Annotated in this window: 13 protein-coding genes; 10 read left to right on the top strand and 3 right to left on the bottom strand. The window is 45.0% G+C overall.

What is annotated here, in order from left to right; all coding sequences use genetic code 11:
• Nucleotides 1–9 precede the first annotated feature (9 nt).
• On the bottom strand, nucleotides 10–435 hold the full coding sequence (locus AC3CHU_RS20100) for a DUF3010 family protein (RefSeq protein ID WP_010432976.1): 426 nt from the start codon (nucleotides 433–435) through the stop codon (nucleotides 10–12).
• Nucleotides 436–682: 247 nt separating this feature from the next.
• Nucleotides 683–1030, bottom strand: a complete 348-nt coding sequence (locus AC3CHU_RS20105; protein WP_488526315.1) for a DUF3316 domain-containing protein — start codon at nucleotides 1028–1030, stop codon at nucleotides 683–685.
• 262 nt (nucleotides 1031–1292) lie between these two features.
• Between AC3CHU_RS20105 and AC3CHU_RS20110 the strand changes: the two genes are divergently transcribed.
• Nucleotides 1293–2162, top strand: a complete 870-nt coding sequence (locus AC3CHU_RS20110) for a LysR family transcriptional regulator (RefSeq protein ID WP_017076503.1) — start codon at nucleotides 1293–1295, stop codon at nucleotides 2160–2162.
• 104 nt (nucleotides 2163–2266) lie between these two features.
• On the opposite strand, the gene AC3CHU_RS20115 is transcribed toward AC3CHU_RS20110, so the two are convergent.
• Nucleotides 2267–3928, bottom strand: a complete 1662-nt coding sequence (locus AC3CHU_RS20115; RefSeq protein WP_017088291.1) for a methyl-accepting chemotaxis protein — start codon at nucleotides 3926–3928, stop codon at nucleotides 2267–2269.
• 275 nt (nucleotides 3929–4203) lie between these two features.
• Between AC3CHU_RS20115 and AC3CHU_RS20120 the strand changes: the two genes are divergently transcribed.
• The 9 genes from AC3CHU_RS20120 (at nucleotide 4204) to phnD (ending at nucleotide 15344) form a co-directional block, all read left to right on the top strand.
• Nucleotides 4204–4716, top strand: a complete 513-nt coding sequence (locus AC3CHU_RS20120; protein ID WP_102450444.1) for an RNA methyltransferase — start codon at nucleotides 4204–4206, stop codon at nucleotides 4714–4716.
• Between the two features lie 86 nt (nucleotides 4717–4802).
• On the top strand, nucleotides 4803–5639 hold the full coding sequence (locus AC3CHU_RS20125; protein ID WP_488526316.1) for an SGNH/GDSL hydrolase family protein: 837 nt from the start codon (nucleotides 4803–4805) through the stop codon (nucleotides 5637–5639).
• A gap of 103 nt (nucleotides 5640–5742) precedes the next feature.
• Complete coding sequence (locus tag AC3CHU_RS20130) at nucleotides 5743–6633, top strand: LysR family transcriptional regulator (RefSeq protein ID WP_488526317.1); 891 nt, start codon at nucleotides 5743–5745, stop codon at nucleotides 6631–6633.
• 91 nt (nucleotides 6634–6724) lie between these two features.
• Nucleotides 6725–7732 carry an N-acetyltransferase DgcN gene (dgcN, locus tag AC3CHU_RS20135; protein ID WP_237290127.1) on the top strand — a complete coding sequence of 336 codons (1008 nt, stop codon included), beginning with the start codon at nucleotides 6725–6727 and terminating at the stop codon, nucleotides 7730–7732.
• A gap of 57 nt (nucleotides 7733–7789) precedes the next feature.
• Complete coding sequence (gene dgcA / locus AC3CHU_RS20140) at nucleotides 7790–8776, top strand: N-acetyl-D-Glu racemase DgcA (protein WP_237290128.1); 987 nt, start codon at nucleotides 7790–7792, stop codon at nucleotides 8774–8776.
• 382 nt (nucleotides 8777–9158) lie between these two features.
• On the top strand, nucleotides 9159–11132 hold the full coding sequence (locus tag AC3CHU_RS20145) for an ATP-binding protein (RefSeq protein ID WP_488526318.1): 1974 nt from the start codon (nucleotides 9159–9161) through the stop codon (nucleotides 11130–11132).
• Nucleotides 11129–12481, top strand: coding sequence for a sigma-54-dependent transcriptional regulator (locus tag AC3CHU_RS20150; protein WP_054541528.1), 1353 nt, complete (start codon nucleotides 11129–11131; stop codon nucleotides 12479–12481). The genes AC3CHU_RS20145 and AC3CHU_RS20150 overlap by 4 nt, the downstream gene beginning before the upstream one ends.
• 302 nt (nucleotides 12482–12783) lie before the next feature.
• Nucleotides 12784–14004: a glycerophosphodiester phosphodiesterase family protein gene (locus AC3CHU_RS20155; protein WP_488526319.1), complete on the top strand. Its 1221-nt coding sequence runs from the start codon at nucleotides 12784–12786 to the stop codon at nucleotides 14002–14004.
• Nucleotides 14005–14303: 299 nt separating this feature from the next.
• Nucleotides 14304–15344 (top strand): phosphate/phosphite/phosphonate ABC transporter substrate-binding protein, encoded by a 1041-nt coding sequence (gene phnD / locus AC3CHU_RS20160; RefSeq protein ID WP_004732989.1) that lies wholly within the window; start codon nucleotides 14304–14306, stop codon nucleotides 15342–15344.
• Nucleotides 15345–15412: the final 68 nt, after the last annotated feature.

The raw sequence follows: 15412 nt of genomic DNA on the forward strand, positions 1-15412 counted from the left end.
CGCTAACGATTAACGTTGCATCAAGCAAGCGTAAGCCGTTGTAAACGGTGCTTCTTGGTATTGCTTAAGGCCAGTTTCTTTGAACTTCATCATAAGAGGGTTGCGCTTAAGGCTCTCCTTGATGTCAGCAGGTGACACAACGGTTACGTCTAGGCCGTCGATCAGTTGAATTGCTGCTTCTAGTTTGAAGCCAAAGCCACCGCCAGCAAATTTGCCTTTTGTTTGGCGTTGACGAATCACAACTTTGTCTACTTGGTAATCTTCCATCAACTTTGCAAAAGAGAATTGAAAGTCTTTCATATTCTGCGTGTCGTTTGCGTCGCTAATCGCAACCTTAGAAACTCGGCAATCAGGGATATTAAATACACCATCTGACAGAGAAAGAAGACAGATGACTGCATCGTTACCTTTGATTTCAACACCACAAATTTTCATGTTCATACCTATTTACTTTTGAGCCGTACATTATGGTGCTATTTCCAATACTTCTCCAGTGTTTGAGCATGTCTAGGGTAAATAAGTGCGATATTTGCTTTCTTCAGATCTTTTTAAAGTTGACGTTTGGTTAAGTATTCGACAGTTAACTCAAGGGTAACGTTTGCTATGCGACTAGGTTCACAAGCTTTTAGCTAGCTTTTTTTGACTAGGTGATCAGTTTTTAGACCTAATCAATCATTCGGTGTTAGCTGCTGCGACCGTCTTTGTATGTGTAACGGTAGTCAACTTTTACGTTCGCTTGGTAATGAATGTCGCCGTTCATATTCGTGATTTTCTTCACGTCCATATTCGCGTCATCAATCTTGAACGAATCGTACTTTGTTGTTTGTTGGAACTGTGGCAGTTCTCTTGAAAGCTCAAAAGAAGTTTTTGTGCCTAACTCATCCATAAGGTTCGTGCCTGCATCGTATGCTTCCGCTTCAGTAACAAATGTATCAGACTTTAGCGTTGTTTCTTGAATTGTTGTTTTAGTTGCTGCAAACGCTGTGGTGCTGAGAACAAGAGTTGATGCAAGTATGATTAATTTTTTCATAGGATTACCTTACTTTGTTGGAATACCTGTGTTCCGGTACAGAACCAACATACCAATGAAGTGGTAAGATGAGTGTCAGGAGAAAAGCCGATTTTGTTAGTATTAGGTAAGGAATACGGAGAAATGTCAGGTGTTGGTTGTATTGATTTTGAACGATTGTAGATGAAGACCATTTATGAACAGCGCATATCAAGCAAGGTGACAGCAATTTGTAACTTCAATACACTGTATGGGTAACCATCGTTCAACATAGGGTAAAGGCATGGCCAATTGGGAAGGGGTAAGTGAGTTTGTTGCAGTGGCAGAGCGTGAAAGCTTTACTGGTGCGGCGCAGAAGCTCGCTACGTCGGTGGCTCAAATCAGTCGTAGAGTAGCAAACCTCGAAGAACGACTCGCGGTGAAACTGCTCAATCGAACGACGCGTAAGGTTTCTCTAACAGAGGCCGGGCAACTCTATTATCAGCAGTGTAAGTTGCTGGTCGAAGGCTTAGAAATTGCTGAGCTTGCGGTCACGCAGATGCAATCCACACCAAAAGGTTTACTGAAAGTCACTGCGCCTGTGACTTATGGTGAACGCCAACTCGCTCCAATACTTCACCAATTCTTAAAGCTCCATCCGCAGGTAGAACTTGAGCTGATGCTGACCAATCAAAAGCTCGATCTCATCGATTCTGGTGTTGATGTGGCGATTCGCCTTGGCCGCTTAGAAGATTCAAGCTTGGTCGCAAAAAAGTTATCGCAGCGACAGCTTTATGTATGTGCAAGCCCTGAATACATTGAACGTTATGGTGAGCCGCATACGCTTTCTGAGTTGAGCAATCATCAATGTTTAGTGGGTGGTTTTGAACATTGGCGTTTCAAAGAGAATAATCGCCCTCGTTCGGTTCGTGTCAACGGGCGTATTAGGTGTAACAGTGGTCTAGCCTTGCTGGATGCAGCGAAGCAGAGCATTGGCTTGGTGCAATTACCAGAGTACTACGTGAGTGAAGACCTTGATTGTGGAGAGTTGGTTGAGGTGCTATCGGATTACCGAGACGACAAAGAGGGGATCTGGGCGCTTTATCCTCAGAACCGTAACCTGTCTTCAAAGGTTCGCTTGCTGGTGGACTTCCTGTCTGAGCAATTGGATTAGTTCTATTTTACCAAATCACTTCAGATAAAAAGGTGCTTCAGAATAGAAATTCTGAGGCACCTTTCTATAAATGCTCTATAGCTTTACTTGTTAAACGTTTAACGTTAAACCGTGAAGCGATCAACCAAGTGGTACAGCTCATTTGCGCGGCTGTTGAGGTTCTGGCTCCCCGCACGGTTTTGATTCGCTAATGATGCTGATTGTGAGCTTTGATCGGAAATCACCACAATGCGTTGAGATATCTCTTGGCCAACAATGTTTTGCTGCTCTGTCGCGGTAGCAATCAATGAGTTCATGTCCATGATCGTATCAATCGACTCTTGGATTTTCGCCAGTGCAGCAGCTGCGGCATTCGCTTCTTCCACCGTTTGAGCACTTTTATTTTGGCTCGAATCCATTGCTTTTACGGCAGCATCTGAGGCGGCTTTTAGCTGCTGAATCATTTTATGGATGTCGCCAGTGCTTTCTTGAGTTCGGCTTGCCAGTTTACGGACCTCGTCCGCAACCACTGCAAATCCTCGCCCTTGCTCACCTGCACGAGCGGCTTCAATTGCTGCATTCAGTGCTAATAAGTTTGTTTGTTCGGCAATATCTTGAATGACCGTCAGTGACGACGAAATGTTTTGTACATCACCCTCTAATCTAGATACCACTGTGTTGGCTTCGGACACTTCGCTAGCAAGACCAGCAACAGAGTTGGCAGCAGCGTTCACTATTTGTTGAGCTTCTTTGGCATTACCCTCTGCAAGCTTCGCTGAGTCAGCCGCCTGACTTGCGTTACTGGAGATCTCTTGTGCTGTTGTTGTCATTTCGGTCATTGCTGTTGCAACTTGTTCAGTCTCTTCACGCTGACCAGTGGCAATTTCATCAACCTGAGCGGCGCGAGAAGACATACTGCTGGTTTCAGCGACAACTTGCTGGCCAACATCACTCACGCTGCGGATGATGGTTTGTAGGCTAGCAACGAAGGCGTTGAAGTTCTCGCTGAGCTTAGTGAACTCAGGGGCTTTGAATTTTTCCATTCGAGCGGTTAAATCGGCCTCGCCACTTGCAAAGGCACTAATTGAACGGTCGAACTGCTCAAGAGGTTGCATGATGGTGCGGTTCACTGCGACGGCGAAAACGGCTACCACTAGGGCAATCAATCCGCAGAAAATTGCGATAGCAGTCAGGGAACTTTGTAGCGCGACATTTGAACTCTCTTTCATCTCGGCAATAACAGCGTCGATGTCATCGGTGTAGAAGCCAGTACCAAGCATTAAGTCCCATTGCGGAACAAATACTGAGTAGCTGAGTTTTGGTAAAGCGACTGATTGGCCCGGTTTCGGGAAATAGTAAGTCGTAAATTCACCCAATTTTGAGTTCTTGATCAGGTCTCGGATTAGGTAATTACCTTGTTTGTCTTGAAGGTCATAGTAGTTTTTACCAATACCATCGTTACTTTGCCCAACCACAACTCGTACACCTTTAGAGTCATAACCAAAAATATAGCCTGATTCGCCATATTCTAGGGTTTTCAATGTCGGTAGAGCTTCTTCTAGTGTTGCCCCTTTATCTAAAAATGGGCTGATCGAAGAGTAGGCCATTTGCAGGTACGCTTTGAGTTCCTTTTCTTTCATCGCCATCATATTGCTACGCGTCGATTCTACTTGCTGTGCGGTTAGCTCGGTGCTCTTCATATACGTCACGCTCATCATGCCAATTGCCATTAGTAGCAAAGGAATGAAAGAGAGAATATAAAGGCGGTTTTTGATGGTTAGGGTCATGTCACGCTTCCTGTGTGATTTTCTCATGCAATTTTCAACACATTATTAATGTGGTTTCAAAATGTAAATGGGCTTGTTGTCTAATTGTTACTCTAGAGTGTTTTTGTTTGATAAATATGATGATGGTTAAGTTTTTCAAGTGAGAAGCCTTGCAATTAGAGGCTTAAGAGCGAAAAAGCGAGTTTGTATCGATGCTTTTGAATTCGACGCTGCTTTGGTAGAATGCGGCCCTTTGTAGCACCTTGCTATGTTTATTCGTTAAGTGAGAAATATTCATGAACAAAAGCCATGTGATTATTGGTTTAACTAACCCAAAGAGCCCGACGAATGTTGGCGCTGTTATGCGCGCGGCTGGTTGTTACCAAGTCGACGAAGTTAAATACACAGGGCAACGCTACGAAAAAGCCGCTAAATTCCACACTGATACGAAGAGCGCAGCGCGCACGATCCCGCTTACAGCCGCAGAGTCATTTTTAGATAATCTTGACGCGGAAACTCAGATTGTGTGTGTAGAACTAGCAGAAGGTGCGACACCACTGCCTCGTTTTAAACACCCTGAAAACGCTATCTATATCTTTGGCCCTGAAGATGGCTCAATTTCTCAAGATGTTGCGGATAGAGCTGATCACGTTGTGTATGTGCCAACGGTAGGCTGTATGAATCTAGCTGCGACGGTCAACGTGCTACTTTATGATCGCCTTGCAAAGTCAGATGAAATGGATGAAAGCAACGAGCTTATTAAGAAAAGCCGTGATAATCGTAATCACTTATTAGTAAAAGAAAAGTAATTCTCCGCTTCTAGTGTTATCTATCCCTCATGCAATCGGATATTATCTGAGTTCACCACCAGATAATTGAAGGGTTAGATAACACCATGGAAGACAAGCAATTACTTGCCGCGCTACAACAAAATCCTGTCCTCGATTTATACCAGTTATTCCAAGAAGTCGGTCAAAACCACTCTTTATATGCTTTATTAGAGCGATTATCTTCCCTTAAAGAACAGCATCAATTAAATACTCGTCTTAGCCCTTTCAAACCTCACATTGAAGGATTATTGGCTCAATTCGATAGCACCACGTCTGATAGTGAAATCCTCGAATCGGTCGCAATCCAATCTGAGATTCAACAGCGAGGCCACAGCATGAGCCGTTACATCATGACATCAGACAATCACCGTCATTTTTCTCCAAATGCAGACTTAGTGATGTTTGGTGACTCGATCACTGAATGGGCTCCGTGGGCGGATATTTTCCGCGATGTCTCAATGGTCAATCGTGGCCTAGCAGGCGATACCACAACGGGCATGTTGCGCCGTATTGATACCACCTTGAATGTGAAGCCAAAACTGGTGTGCTTTATGGCAGGGATAAACGATTTAGCTCAGGGTTATGATGTCGACCATATCTACCAGAACTACATTGATATGCTTAAGGTGTGGCAAGAAAACGATATTCGAATCTTGGTGCAATCAACGCTTTATGTTGGATCCAAACTGCAAGGTTTGAATTCGTCGGTTGAACTGCTCAATAGAAAGATAAGTGAGTACTGTTCTCAGCAAGGCATTGCGTTCTTAGATGTGAATTCAGTTTTGTCGCCTAATCAGATTCTGTCGAATGAATACTCGTGTGATGACCTGCATTTGAATGCTAAAGCTTATCAAGTTTGGGCTGAGGTACTTCAACCTGCGATAACTGAGCTACTAAAATAGACTCACGCAAAAAGCTAAAAAGCTAGTTAGACCGATAAACAGCTTAGCTATTATAAGAAAATCCAACCCCTAGATTTGTTTCGTGAACCATAAGGACATCAATGTGAACCTAAGACAGCTGGAAGTCTTTTACGCCATTATGCAAACCGGCACCGTATCTGGAGCCGCACGTAATCTGCATGTGTCACAACCTAACGTGACGCGTATTCTGGCGCACACAGAGCAACAACTCGGTTTTGGTTTATTTGAAAGAGTTAAAGGGCGTTTAGTACCAACGGTTGAAGCGAAAACTTTGTTACCGGAAGCGGAGAAGGTCTACCAACAACTGGGTCAATTTCGTTCTTTGACCAATAAAGTGAAGCAAGGGCATCAACACTTGCGCATTGGTGCGCCGCCGATACTGGCGACTAAATTGCTGACTCCGGTGATAGCCCAAATGTCTCGCGTACAAGAGCTCTCTTTTGAGTTACTGACTGCCAACCGCGATGAACTGTGTGCAGGGTTGTTAAAGCATGAGTTAGATATCGCTATCGCGTTTGGCGATGAAGCGCCGCCGGCTATATTAAGTGAAATGCTCTTAACCGAATCACTCAAGGTTTTGGCTCCTTCCAATACGGTTGATCATTTACCCGTCGAATTAACCCTCGATGATCTGATCAATTATCCGTTGCCAATCATCGGGCTCGATAGCCGCGATCCATTAGGCCTCCTGTTACATCAAAGCCTTATTGCACGCGATGAGCATTATCACCATCCGATATCGGTACGTGGATATAGCGCGGCGGCGGAACTGGTGAAGCACCAAGCTGGGTCTGCGATCGTTGACCCCTGGACGGCAGAGCAGTATCAAAATGACGATGCGGTCTGTGTGTTGCCACTTCAACCAGATATCCAATTCTCGGTATCGATGCTTTGCGCAGAGCACACCCCTCAGTCGATTTCCGTGAAGCAATTTATCGCTTCATTGAAGAGCCATACTCACCCTATAACTTAAGGTTATAGGCTCGCCATAAATAGGTATTCGGCAGCTTCGAAGTTCTTAATTAAAGTAAATCCATACAAGGACTTATTAATTAGGAATGCTCATGTCTATTGCTCAACCTTATCTTCTTTTTCTTGGGGATGTTACCGACCCACTTGCCGCAAAAACCGCTCGCGGAATTCAACAATGGCGACCAGAAATTTGCTTAGGCCAACTGCGTTTAACAGACGATACTGTTTCACTTGGCTTAACGGATATGACCTTGCAAGCTGCTCAAGCGCAGGGGGCGAAAACGCTAGTGATTGGCACAGCAAACCCAGGTGGCGTTATCCCTGATTCTTGGCAGTCAACCATAATGGAAGCTGCAGAAATGGGATTTCAGATTGCATCTGGCATGCACCAACGCTTGAGTGAATTTTCACCGCTTGCTGACATGCAGCAACAAGGATTGACTAAGCTTCATGATGTACGCCACTTTGATGGTGCTCTAAAGGTTGGTAACGGCAAACCACGACAAGGTAAACGCCTTCTCACAGTCGGAACAGATTGCTCAGTAGGAAAAATGTTCTCGGCGTTGGCGATTGAAAAATCGCTTAAACAAGCGGGAACGTCAGCTCAGTTTAAAGCGACAGGGCAGACGGGTATCTTGATTGAAGGCAGCGGGATTTCGATTGATGCGGTGGTTGCAGATTTTATTTCCGGCGCGGTGGAAGCGATTAGCCCCGATTTTACTGACCACGAATGGGATATCATTGAAGGCCAAGGTTCGTTGTTCAATCCGTCTTTTGCAGGCGTGAGTTTAGGGTTATTGCATGGCGCACAAGCTGACGCTTTGGTGCTATGTCACGAAGTTGGGCGACCACACATTCGCAACCTTCCTCATGCGCAATTGCCAAGCATAGAGCAGACTATTGAAGCGAACTTGCAAGCCGCGCGATTGACGAATCCAGATGTGAAATTGGTTGGCATCTGCTTGAACACGTCGGCAATTAGCATTGAAGATGCTGAGACATTATGCCAAGAATGGACCACACTCTATCAAGTGCTCGTGACGGATCCAGTGCGTTTTGGTGTACAACACATTACTGATCATTTGCGACATTCACTTTAACGACTCCATCATTTCTACGTTTCCATTTGTTAAAGCGAACATCAACCGAGTGAAATTATGAAGATTACAGCAGAACCCATTACTATCGCGATGCAAACGGCTTTTCGCATCTCTCGTGGCAGCCGAACTGAGTGTCACGTTGTCCGTGTTTATATTGAGCATGATGGCAAACAAGCTCAGGGAGAGTGCACCCCTTACCCACGATACGGCGAGTCATCGGAGTCTGTGTTAGCGCAAATCCAACAAGCGTCTAGTGCTCTTGAAGGTATGTTTGAGCGAGGCGTTACCGCTCCGGCAGAGCTAAGAGATCATCTTCAGTCTTTATTGACCGGAGGGGCAGCGCGAAATGCGGTCGATTGTGCGCTTTGGGAGCTTGAAGCCAAACAACATGACCAGGTCTTCCCAAATAGCCTGTTTGAGTTACCGAATCAAATCGTGACAGCAATGACCGTCTCGATTGGCACTCCAGAAGCGATGGCGACTCAGGCTCGAGACTATGTCGAAAATGGGGCAAAACTCCTGAAAGTGAAGCTTGATGGAGAGCAAGTGGTAGAGCGTGTTCGCGCAGTTCGAGAAGTTGCGGAAGGAGTAACGATTGTATTGGATGCCAATGAAGCGTGGACAGGGCTGAATCTCGAAGAGTTGTTCAATCAACTAACAGAGTTTGATATTGCGATGATCGAACAACCTCTTCCACAGCAACATGATGCTTCACTGGCACACATCAAGCACCCGATTCCACTGTGTGCTGATGAAAGCTGTCATACCACTTCACAGCTCTCATCGCTGTTGGGTAAGTATGAAATGGTCAACATCAAGCTCGATAAAACGGGTGGTTTGACTGAAGCATTGGTTCTTGCAGAAGAAGCACAAAGGCTCGGTTTTACTCTGATGTCTGGTTGTATGCTTGGTACTTCTTTGGCGATGCGTGCAGCTCTGCCTATCGCCGTTCAATCTGAAATCGTCGACCTTGATGGCCCAGTCTTACTTGGCCAAGACGTTTCTCCTGCTCTGACTTATCGCGATGGGATGATTATTCTCTAAGTTCGTTGAGCCTCGGGTTAGTCGATGGACATGGCATAAATGAAATCGCACGAGTGAAAGCTTGTGCGATTTTTTAGATCTCTAGTCCTTAACTTATTAAATAATCGAAGGTTTTTACTGCTTGATTGAGCGCGCTATTCGTATGATTTACGGGCGTATTGATAAAGTAATCACGTTTCTGTCGGTGCGGTCACTTTCTATTATCGCAAAACAGACAGCTCAAGCTTTATAAACCAATTGTTATGATATCTTATGTGAAATGTTAATGATTACTCTTCATTTAATAGCTTCACTAAAGCTATTCGATGCAAACCTAAGTAAGGCTCATACCCTAACTAATTGAATCATTGACAGTTCCTGTTGATTATTTGATGAGAAGAAGGTGGGGCGAGTGAGTAGTCATGTCTCCGAGGTTGTAGAAAATAAGGATAGTTTTGAGCGCCCGTTCTCGATCAAAATCCCACGTCGTAAGTGGTTTGGTTGGAAAGGTATTGAGCTGCGCTTAGTACTTGCGTTAGCCATGCTATCGATGACCACTATCTTCCTCTCGGTTGTCTCCAGCTTTACATTCGATGATTTAAACCAACGTCTTGTTGAGCTAAAGGAGAGTGAAATCCCGGCCTTAGATAATGCCGCACGCCTTAATGATATGGTGCGAGTGATTATCACAACGTCTTCTCAGCTTGGTGACGCTGAATCGAATTTAGAGCGCAAACAGGCGATGCTAAAAATCGAAGACGCTATTTCCGTGATGAATAGCGTTATGGTTCAGTTCCCTGATTATCATGCCTATTTTAAAGACCTTATCGCCCAAGTTAACAATAGTCTGAGTTTGTTGTATCAAAGTGAGATTGAGTCAGAACAACTCAATCAAGAACTTCGTAACTTGCTTGAGGGCTTTTATCCTCTATTGCAACAAGCCAGTGATTCACTCGATAGTTTATCTGACCCAGCCAAAGATCAAATCCAATATACCCAGTTGAAATCTCTGCTTTATTACCAATTAGGCTTGGTAGAGAAGCTGTATAACGACTCAAGCTTTAATGAGCTCGATTACACCAGTTACCGTTTAGAGCAGGTAGGGGAAGAGTGGTGGAAGCTCTGGGTCAGTGGTGATTTAAGAAGTGATTTTCCTCAATTAGATCATCAACTCACGGTGATTTATAGCCTTGCCTCAAGCGATAGCAGCTTGTATGGGATGAAAAATAAAGCGCTCGATCATCTTTATCAAGAGCAATACTTCCTGCAAAACAGCCGCGAGCATTTGAACCAATTAACCGTGCAGATCGAAAGCAACACCAGCAAGGTGAATAGCAATATTGACCAATCGATTCAGCAGGCGCAGCAATCTTTGCAATCTAACCAGCGTCTCTCTCTTTTCCTTTCTCTATTTAGCGTGTTGGCTGCCGCTGCTATTTCATGGTTCTACGTGCGTAAGAGCATTTTGGAAAGACTTTTACAGCTTAAAGACAACATGTTTGCGATTTCTACCGGCCATTTAGATACCGAAGTGTCCATTCGTGGCAAAGACGAAGTGACGCAAATGGCCAAGTACCTAAAGGTATTCCAAACCACGGCCAAAATCGTTAAGCAAACTAACCGAAAATTAGAAGCTGAAGTGGAAGAGCGAACCCTAGCCGAAGCTAAACTTCGAGTGACTCAAGATGAGTTGATCCAAGCCGGAAAACTGGCTGCATTGGGGCAACTCAGTGTTGGGATCACTCACGAAATCAATCAACCTCTGACGGCTGTGAATAGCCACGTTCGAAGTGCTCAGCTTTGGCTCGGTAAAAATAGACCAGACAGAGCACAAGAGAATCTTAAAAAGATCGAAGTCCTGCTAGAAAAGGTGGCTGCGATAACTCGTCACTTAAAAGCCTTCTCACGTAAGAGCGACGGCAAGATTGATAATGTGGAACTAGAGAAGGTGATTGGCGATGCGATTGATCTGTTTGAAACCAGACAGAGCCCAGTATCGATTCAATATTCGCCCCAAAGCTACCAGATGGTTCGAGCCAACAGCATACGCTTGGAACAAGTGCTGGTGAACCTCATCAGCAATGCTCTGGATGCGATTGAGCATAAAGAGCAGCCTCAACTTAGTATTGCAACGCAAGAGCTTTCGAACACCATGCAGATTTTGGTCAAGGATAACGGACTGGGCATACCTGAAGAAGATATCCCGTATTTGTTTGACCCATTTTATTCCAGCAAAACAACAGGTAAGGGGCTCGGGCTCGGCTTGTCTATCGCATACAACATAATAAAAGATTTTGGCGGCTCGATTCACGTGGAATCGGTTGAACACCAAGGCACCACCTTTATCGTCACTCTACCAAAAGGCACAGGTTCATGATTTCAGAAAAACACATAGTTCTTATCGACGATGAAATAGATGTCGTCGAAGCCGTGAGCGAAATGTTAGAGCTAGAAGGGTTTAGTGTCACCACCTTTACTGATCCCAACCTTGGCCTAAAGTCGCTTAAAGCAAACAGTCAGTCGGTTGTGTTGTGTGACGTGCGCATGCCGAAAGTGGACGGTTTGACGTTGTTGAGCTCAATCCAACACCGTGCCCCGAATGTGCCCGTTTTATTGATGAGTGGTCATGGCGATATCCCAATGGCGATCGAAGCGATGAAGCTGGGCGCTTTCGACTTTCTGGAAAAACCGCTTAATTCGAGTGAGCTGGTGGAGAAGCTTGATTTGGCGATTGCCCAGTGTCAGCACAGTTGCCCGTCAACCTCGGATGGCGATGGGCAGGAGGATTTACCGATTGAATCTGTGGTTATTGGCCAATCAAAAGCGATGGATACGATACGTAAGCAAGTGCTCGCTTTAGCGCATACCGGAGTCGATACCATCATCAACGGAGAAACGGGAACGGGCAAAGAGGTGATAGCTCAAGCTCTGCATCAATTCAGTCGTCGTAAGACTAAGCCATTTGTCGCGATTAACTGTGGTGGTATGACAGAGAGCATTATTGAGAGTGAGTTGTTTGGCCATGAAGCGGGTTCGTTTACTAGCGCGAACAAGAAGCGCATTGGCAAAATAGAACAAGCCAATGGCGGTACTCTGTTTCTCGATGAAATTGAGAGCATGCCGATTGCGGTACAAATAAAACTACTGCGTGTGATTCAAGAGCGAATGATTGAGCGTGTTGGTGGTAATGAGTTGATACCTGTCGACATTGTCGTGGTCGCAGCCAGTAAAGCTGATCTTGTGAGTTTGAGTGAGTCTGGGGAATTCAGAGCCGATCTCTTTTATCGCTTGAACATTGCAAGCTTAAACCTTCCGGCACTGCGCCAACGAAAAGAAGACATTCAGGTGCTGTTTCGCCATTTTGTGATTCAAGCGAGCCACAAATATAAGACGCGCCCATCGACGATTTACCCCGAGCAGATACAGCAGCTATGTCGGCATGAATGGCCGGGTAACGTACGTGAACTACGTAATGTCGCTGATCGATTTGTGCTGGGTATCGTCGGTGATGGCTTCGATCTTCAATCGCCAATTTGTGAAGCGTCCGGAGAAGATTTCGCCTTTGAAAAGCAGATGGAGCAGTACGAAAGGAATGTACTGACGGAAGCGCTAATAGAAAGCGCAGGTAACATTAACGAGGTATCAAGTAAGCTGAATTTACCGCGTAAAACCCTTTATCGAAAAATGAAGAAACACCAATTGGATAAAGAGAGTTTCAAAGCTTAATTCGTTCAGGTGTTTGTTAAATGGAAAACCAAAACCAAAACCAAAACCAAAACCAAAGCCAAAATAAAAGCACAAGACAACAATGACCCATTTGGTTTTTAGTCGAATGGCTAACTGTTTCAAGTGATTGTAATAAAAGAGCTTTAACATCTGGCACAAAGCGTGCACTCCCTACATTGTGGCGTCAGCCCACATGAGGTTATTCAGTGTTGAGTCAAAAAAACATATGACGGTTATCCAACATTGAATGATCGAATAAAGGACATTAGAAAAATAATTGCTTGTTGCAAGGAGATACAAACATGAAGCAAATACTGAAAGGTTCGATTGCTCTGATATTAGGCATGAGTTCAATAACGGCATGGGCCGCTGCAGAACCAGCAAACTTAGGACCTCGTCCCCTCTTTTTAGTCAACAATATGGATGAGAGCCCTTTGAAAACTAAGCTGTTGAGTTGCAGCGAAGGACCTTTTCATCGTAGTGATTTTTCTATTGGGCATCGCGGAGCTGCGATGCAGTTTCCTGAGCACACTAAGGAATCCTATTTAGCGGCGATTCAAATGGGCGCAGGTGTTGTAGAGTGTGATGTGACCTTTACCAAAGATAAGGCGTTGGTATGTCGTCACTCGCAAAGTGATCTGCACACCACAACCGATGTATTAGCGCACCCAGATCTTGCTAAGAAGTGCTCAACCCCGTTTACACCAGCTAATCCAACGACAGGTGAAGATGCTCAGGTGGAGTGCCGTACTTCTGATTTCACGTTGGCTGAGTTTAAGACGTTACAAGGAAAAATGGATGGTGCGAACCCAAAAGCCACTACGGTTGAAGAGTACATGAACGGAACTCCAGGTTGGAGAACCGATCTTTACAGTCAAAGTGGGACACTGATGACACACGCAGAAAGTGCAGCACTGTTTAAAGAGCACGGCGTTAAGGTCACACCTGAATTGAAATCGGCAGCAGTAGACATGCCTTTCAATGGATTTAGCCAAGAGATGTATGCGCAGAAGTTGGTGGATGAACTGAAAGAGGCGGGTTTCAAGCCTTCTGAGGCTTACCTGCAGTCATTCAACTTGGATGATGTGAAGTACTGGATCAAAGAAGCACCGAAGTTCGGCAAACAAGCGGTTTATCTTGATGATCGTGTTTACGAACAAGCGGACTTTGTAGCGTCTGTTGAGAACATGAAAGAGCTACACGATGCGGGCGTGAATATCATCGCACCACCTCTGTTTGCTTTGGTTGAGTTAGGTGAGAACAACGAATTGGTTGCGTCTAACTACGCAAAACTGGCAAAAGATGCAGACCTAGACATTATCGCTTGGACACTGGAACGTTCTGGCCCGCTAGCGCAAGGCGGTGGTTGGTACTACAAGAGCGTGAAGGACGGCATCAACAATGATGGCGATATGATGAAAATGCTTGATGTGCTGGCACAAGATGTGGGTGTGATGGGCGTATTCAGCGACTGGCCTGCAACGGTAACGTATTACGCTAACTGTATGGACAACGACGCATAGGCGATTCTGAGAGCGCTGTTACGTCGCTAATTATAGCGTTTGTATAGAGAGCGCTTAGCCAAAGAATAATAAGAGAAAAAGCAGCGGAACAAAGAGCCTCCGGGCTCTTTTTTTACCACTGAAATTGGTGGGACAGAAATGACCCAAATGATGGATTTTTAGTTGGACACGAATGACTCAAAAGATCTTGGCTAGTTTGAGTTTTGTTGTAAGTTATTGAAATTTAGTAAATAAAAATATGGCACGAAGGCTGCAGTAGCTAAGGTGACTTTCAACAATAAGTAAAGTAAGGTTTGAATATGAAAATCAGTGTTAAAGGACTGTTAATCGCTAGCTCATTACTACTTCCTTCAATGGCTATGGCAAGCGACTGCTCTAGTCGTGGTGTGTTAGACGATCGATACTGTGATGAAAACCAAGATTTGGTGGCCGATTCACCAAAGAACCCAGATGAGTGGAATGATCCAAGTACGCTTGTGTTTACTTACACGCCAGTAGAAGACCCTGCGTTGTACAAAGATGCGTTTGCGGATTTCCAAGCTCACCTAAGTAAAATTACAGGTAAGCGAGTGATTTACTACACGGTGCACTCAAACTCTGCGCAAGTTGAAGCGATGCGTTCTGGTCGACTGCACGTTGCAGGTTTCTCTACGGGCCCAACAGGCTACGCAGTTAATTTAGCAGGTTACGTTCCAATTGCGGTGAAGGGCGATGAGTCGGGCTTTCAAGGCTACAACCTAATCACGATTGTGCGTAAAGACAGCGGCATTAACAAAATGTCTGATCTGAAAGGCAAAAAGGTTGCACACACTTCTGCATCTTCCAACTCTGGCAACCTAGCTCCACGTGCGTTATTCCCAGCGAAAGGCCTAGTGCCAGATGAAGATTACAAAGTGCTTTACTCAGGTAAGCATGACCAATCGATTCTAGGTGTCTTCAATGGAGATTATGACGCAGCACCTGTGGCATCGGACGTGTACGATCGTATGGTAGCAGCAGGTCGTGTTGACGATTCTGAACTGAAGATCATCTACCGTAGCCCACGCTTCCCAACGTCTGCTTTTGGTTACGCGTACAACCTAAAACCAGAGCTGGTTGAGAAGATCAACGAAGCTTTCTTTAGCTACCGCTTTACACCAGAGATGAGCGCATCATTTAAAGGTGCAGACCGTTTCTCGCCAATCAGCTACAAAGAAGAGTGGGATGTGATTCGTGATATCGCTCATGCGACAGGTACGGCTTACACCAAAACAGGCCTGAAGAAATTGGCTGAAAAAGATGCGGCTAAACGCGCAAAGAAAAAAGCAGCTGAGCTAGCAAAACAAGCAAACAACGGCTAACTCTTTTTCTATTAGAAGACTAAGTTTTAGAAAGACTTAGTTCTTTAAATACTTACCTTAACTAAAAA

The organism is Vibrio sp. QJM3NY_39, assembly GCF_057785895.1.

Bases quoted from the DNA above. Each gene is read 5' to 3' on its own strand.
- AC3CHU_RS20105 (WP_488526315.1), bottom strand. From the start codon at position 1,030: ATGAAAAAATTAATCATACTTGCATCAACTCTTGTTCTCAGCACCACA.
- dgcN (WP_237290127.1), top strand. From the start codon at position 6,725: ATGTCTATTGCTCAACCTTATCTTCTTTTTCTTGGGGATGTTACCGAC.
- AC3CHU_RS20125 (WP_488526316.1), top strand. From the start codon at position 4,803: ATGGAAGACAAGCAATTACTTGCCGCGCTACAACAAAATCCTGTCCTC.
- AC3CHU_RS20150 (WP_054541528.1), top strand. From the start codon at position 11,129: ATGATTTCAGAAAAACACATAGTTCTTATCGACGATGAAATAGATGTC.
- AC3CHU_RS20100 (WP_010432976.1), bottom strand. From the start codon at position 435: ATGAAAATTTGTGGTGTTGAAATCAAAGGTAACGATGCAGTCATCTGT.
- AC3CHU_RS20120 (WP_102450444.1), top strand. From the start codon at position 4,204: ATGAACAAAAGCCATGTGATTATTGGTTTAACTAACCCAAAGAGCCCG.
- AC3CHU_RS20110 (WP_017076503.1), top strand. From the start codon at position 1,293: ATGGCCAATTGGGAAGGGGTAAGTGAGTTTGTTGCAGTGGCAGAGCGT.
- AC3CHU_RS20115 (WP_017088291.1), bottom strand. From the start codon at position 3,928: ATGACCCTAACCATCAAAAACCGCCTTTATATTCTCTCTTTCATTCCT.
- AC3CHU_RS20155 (WP_488526319.1), top strand. From the start codon at position 12,784: ATGAAGCAAATACTGAAAGGTTCGATTGCTCTGATATTAGGCATGAGT.
- dgcA (WP_237290128.1), top strand. From the start codon at position 7,790: ATGAAGATTACAGCAGAACCCATTACTATCGCGATGCAAACGGCTTTT.
- phnD (WP_004732989.1), top strand. From the start codon at position 14,304: ATGAAAATCAGTGTTAAAGGACTGTTAATCGCTAGCTCATTACTACTT.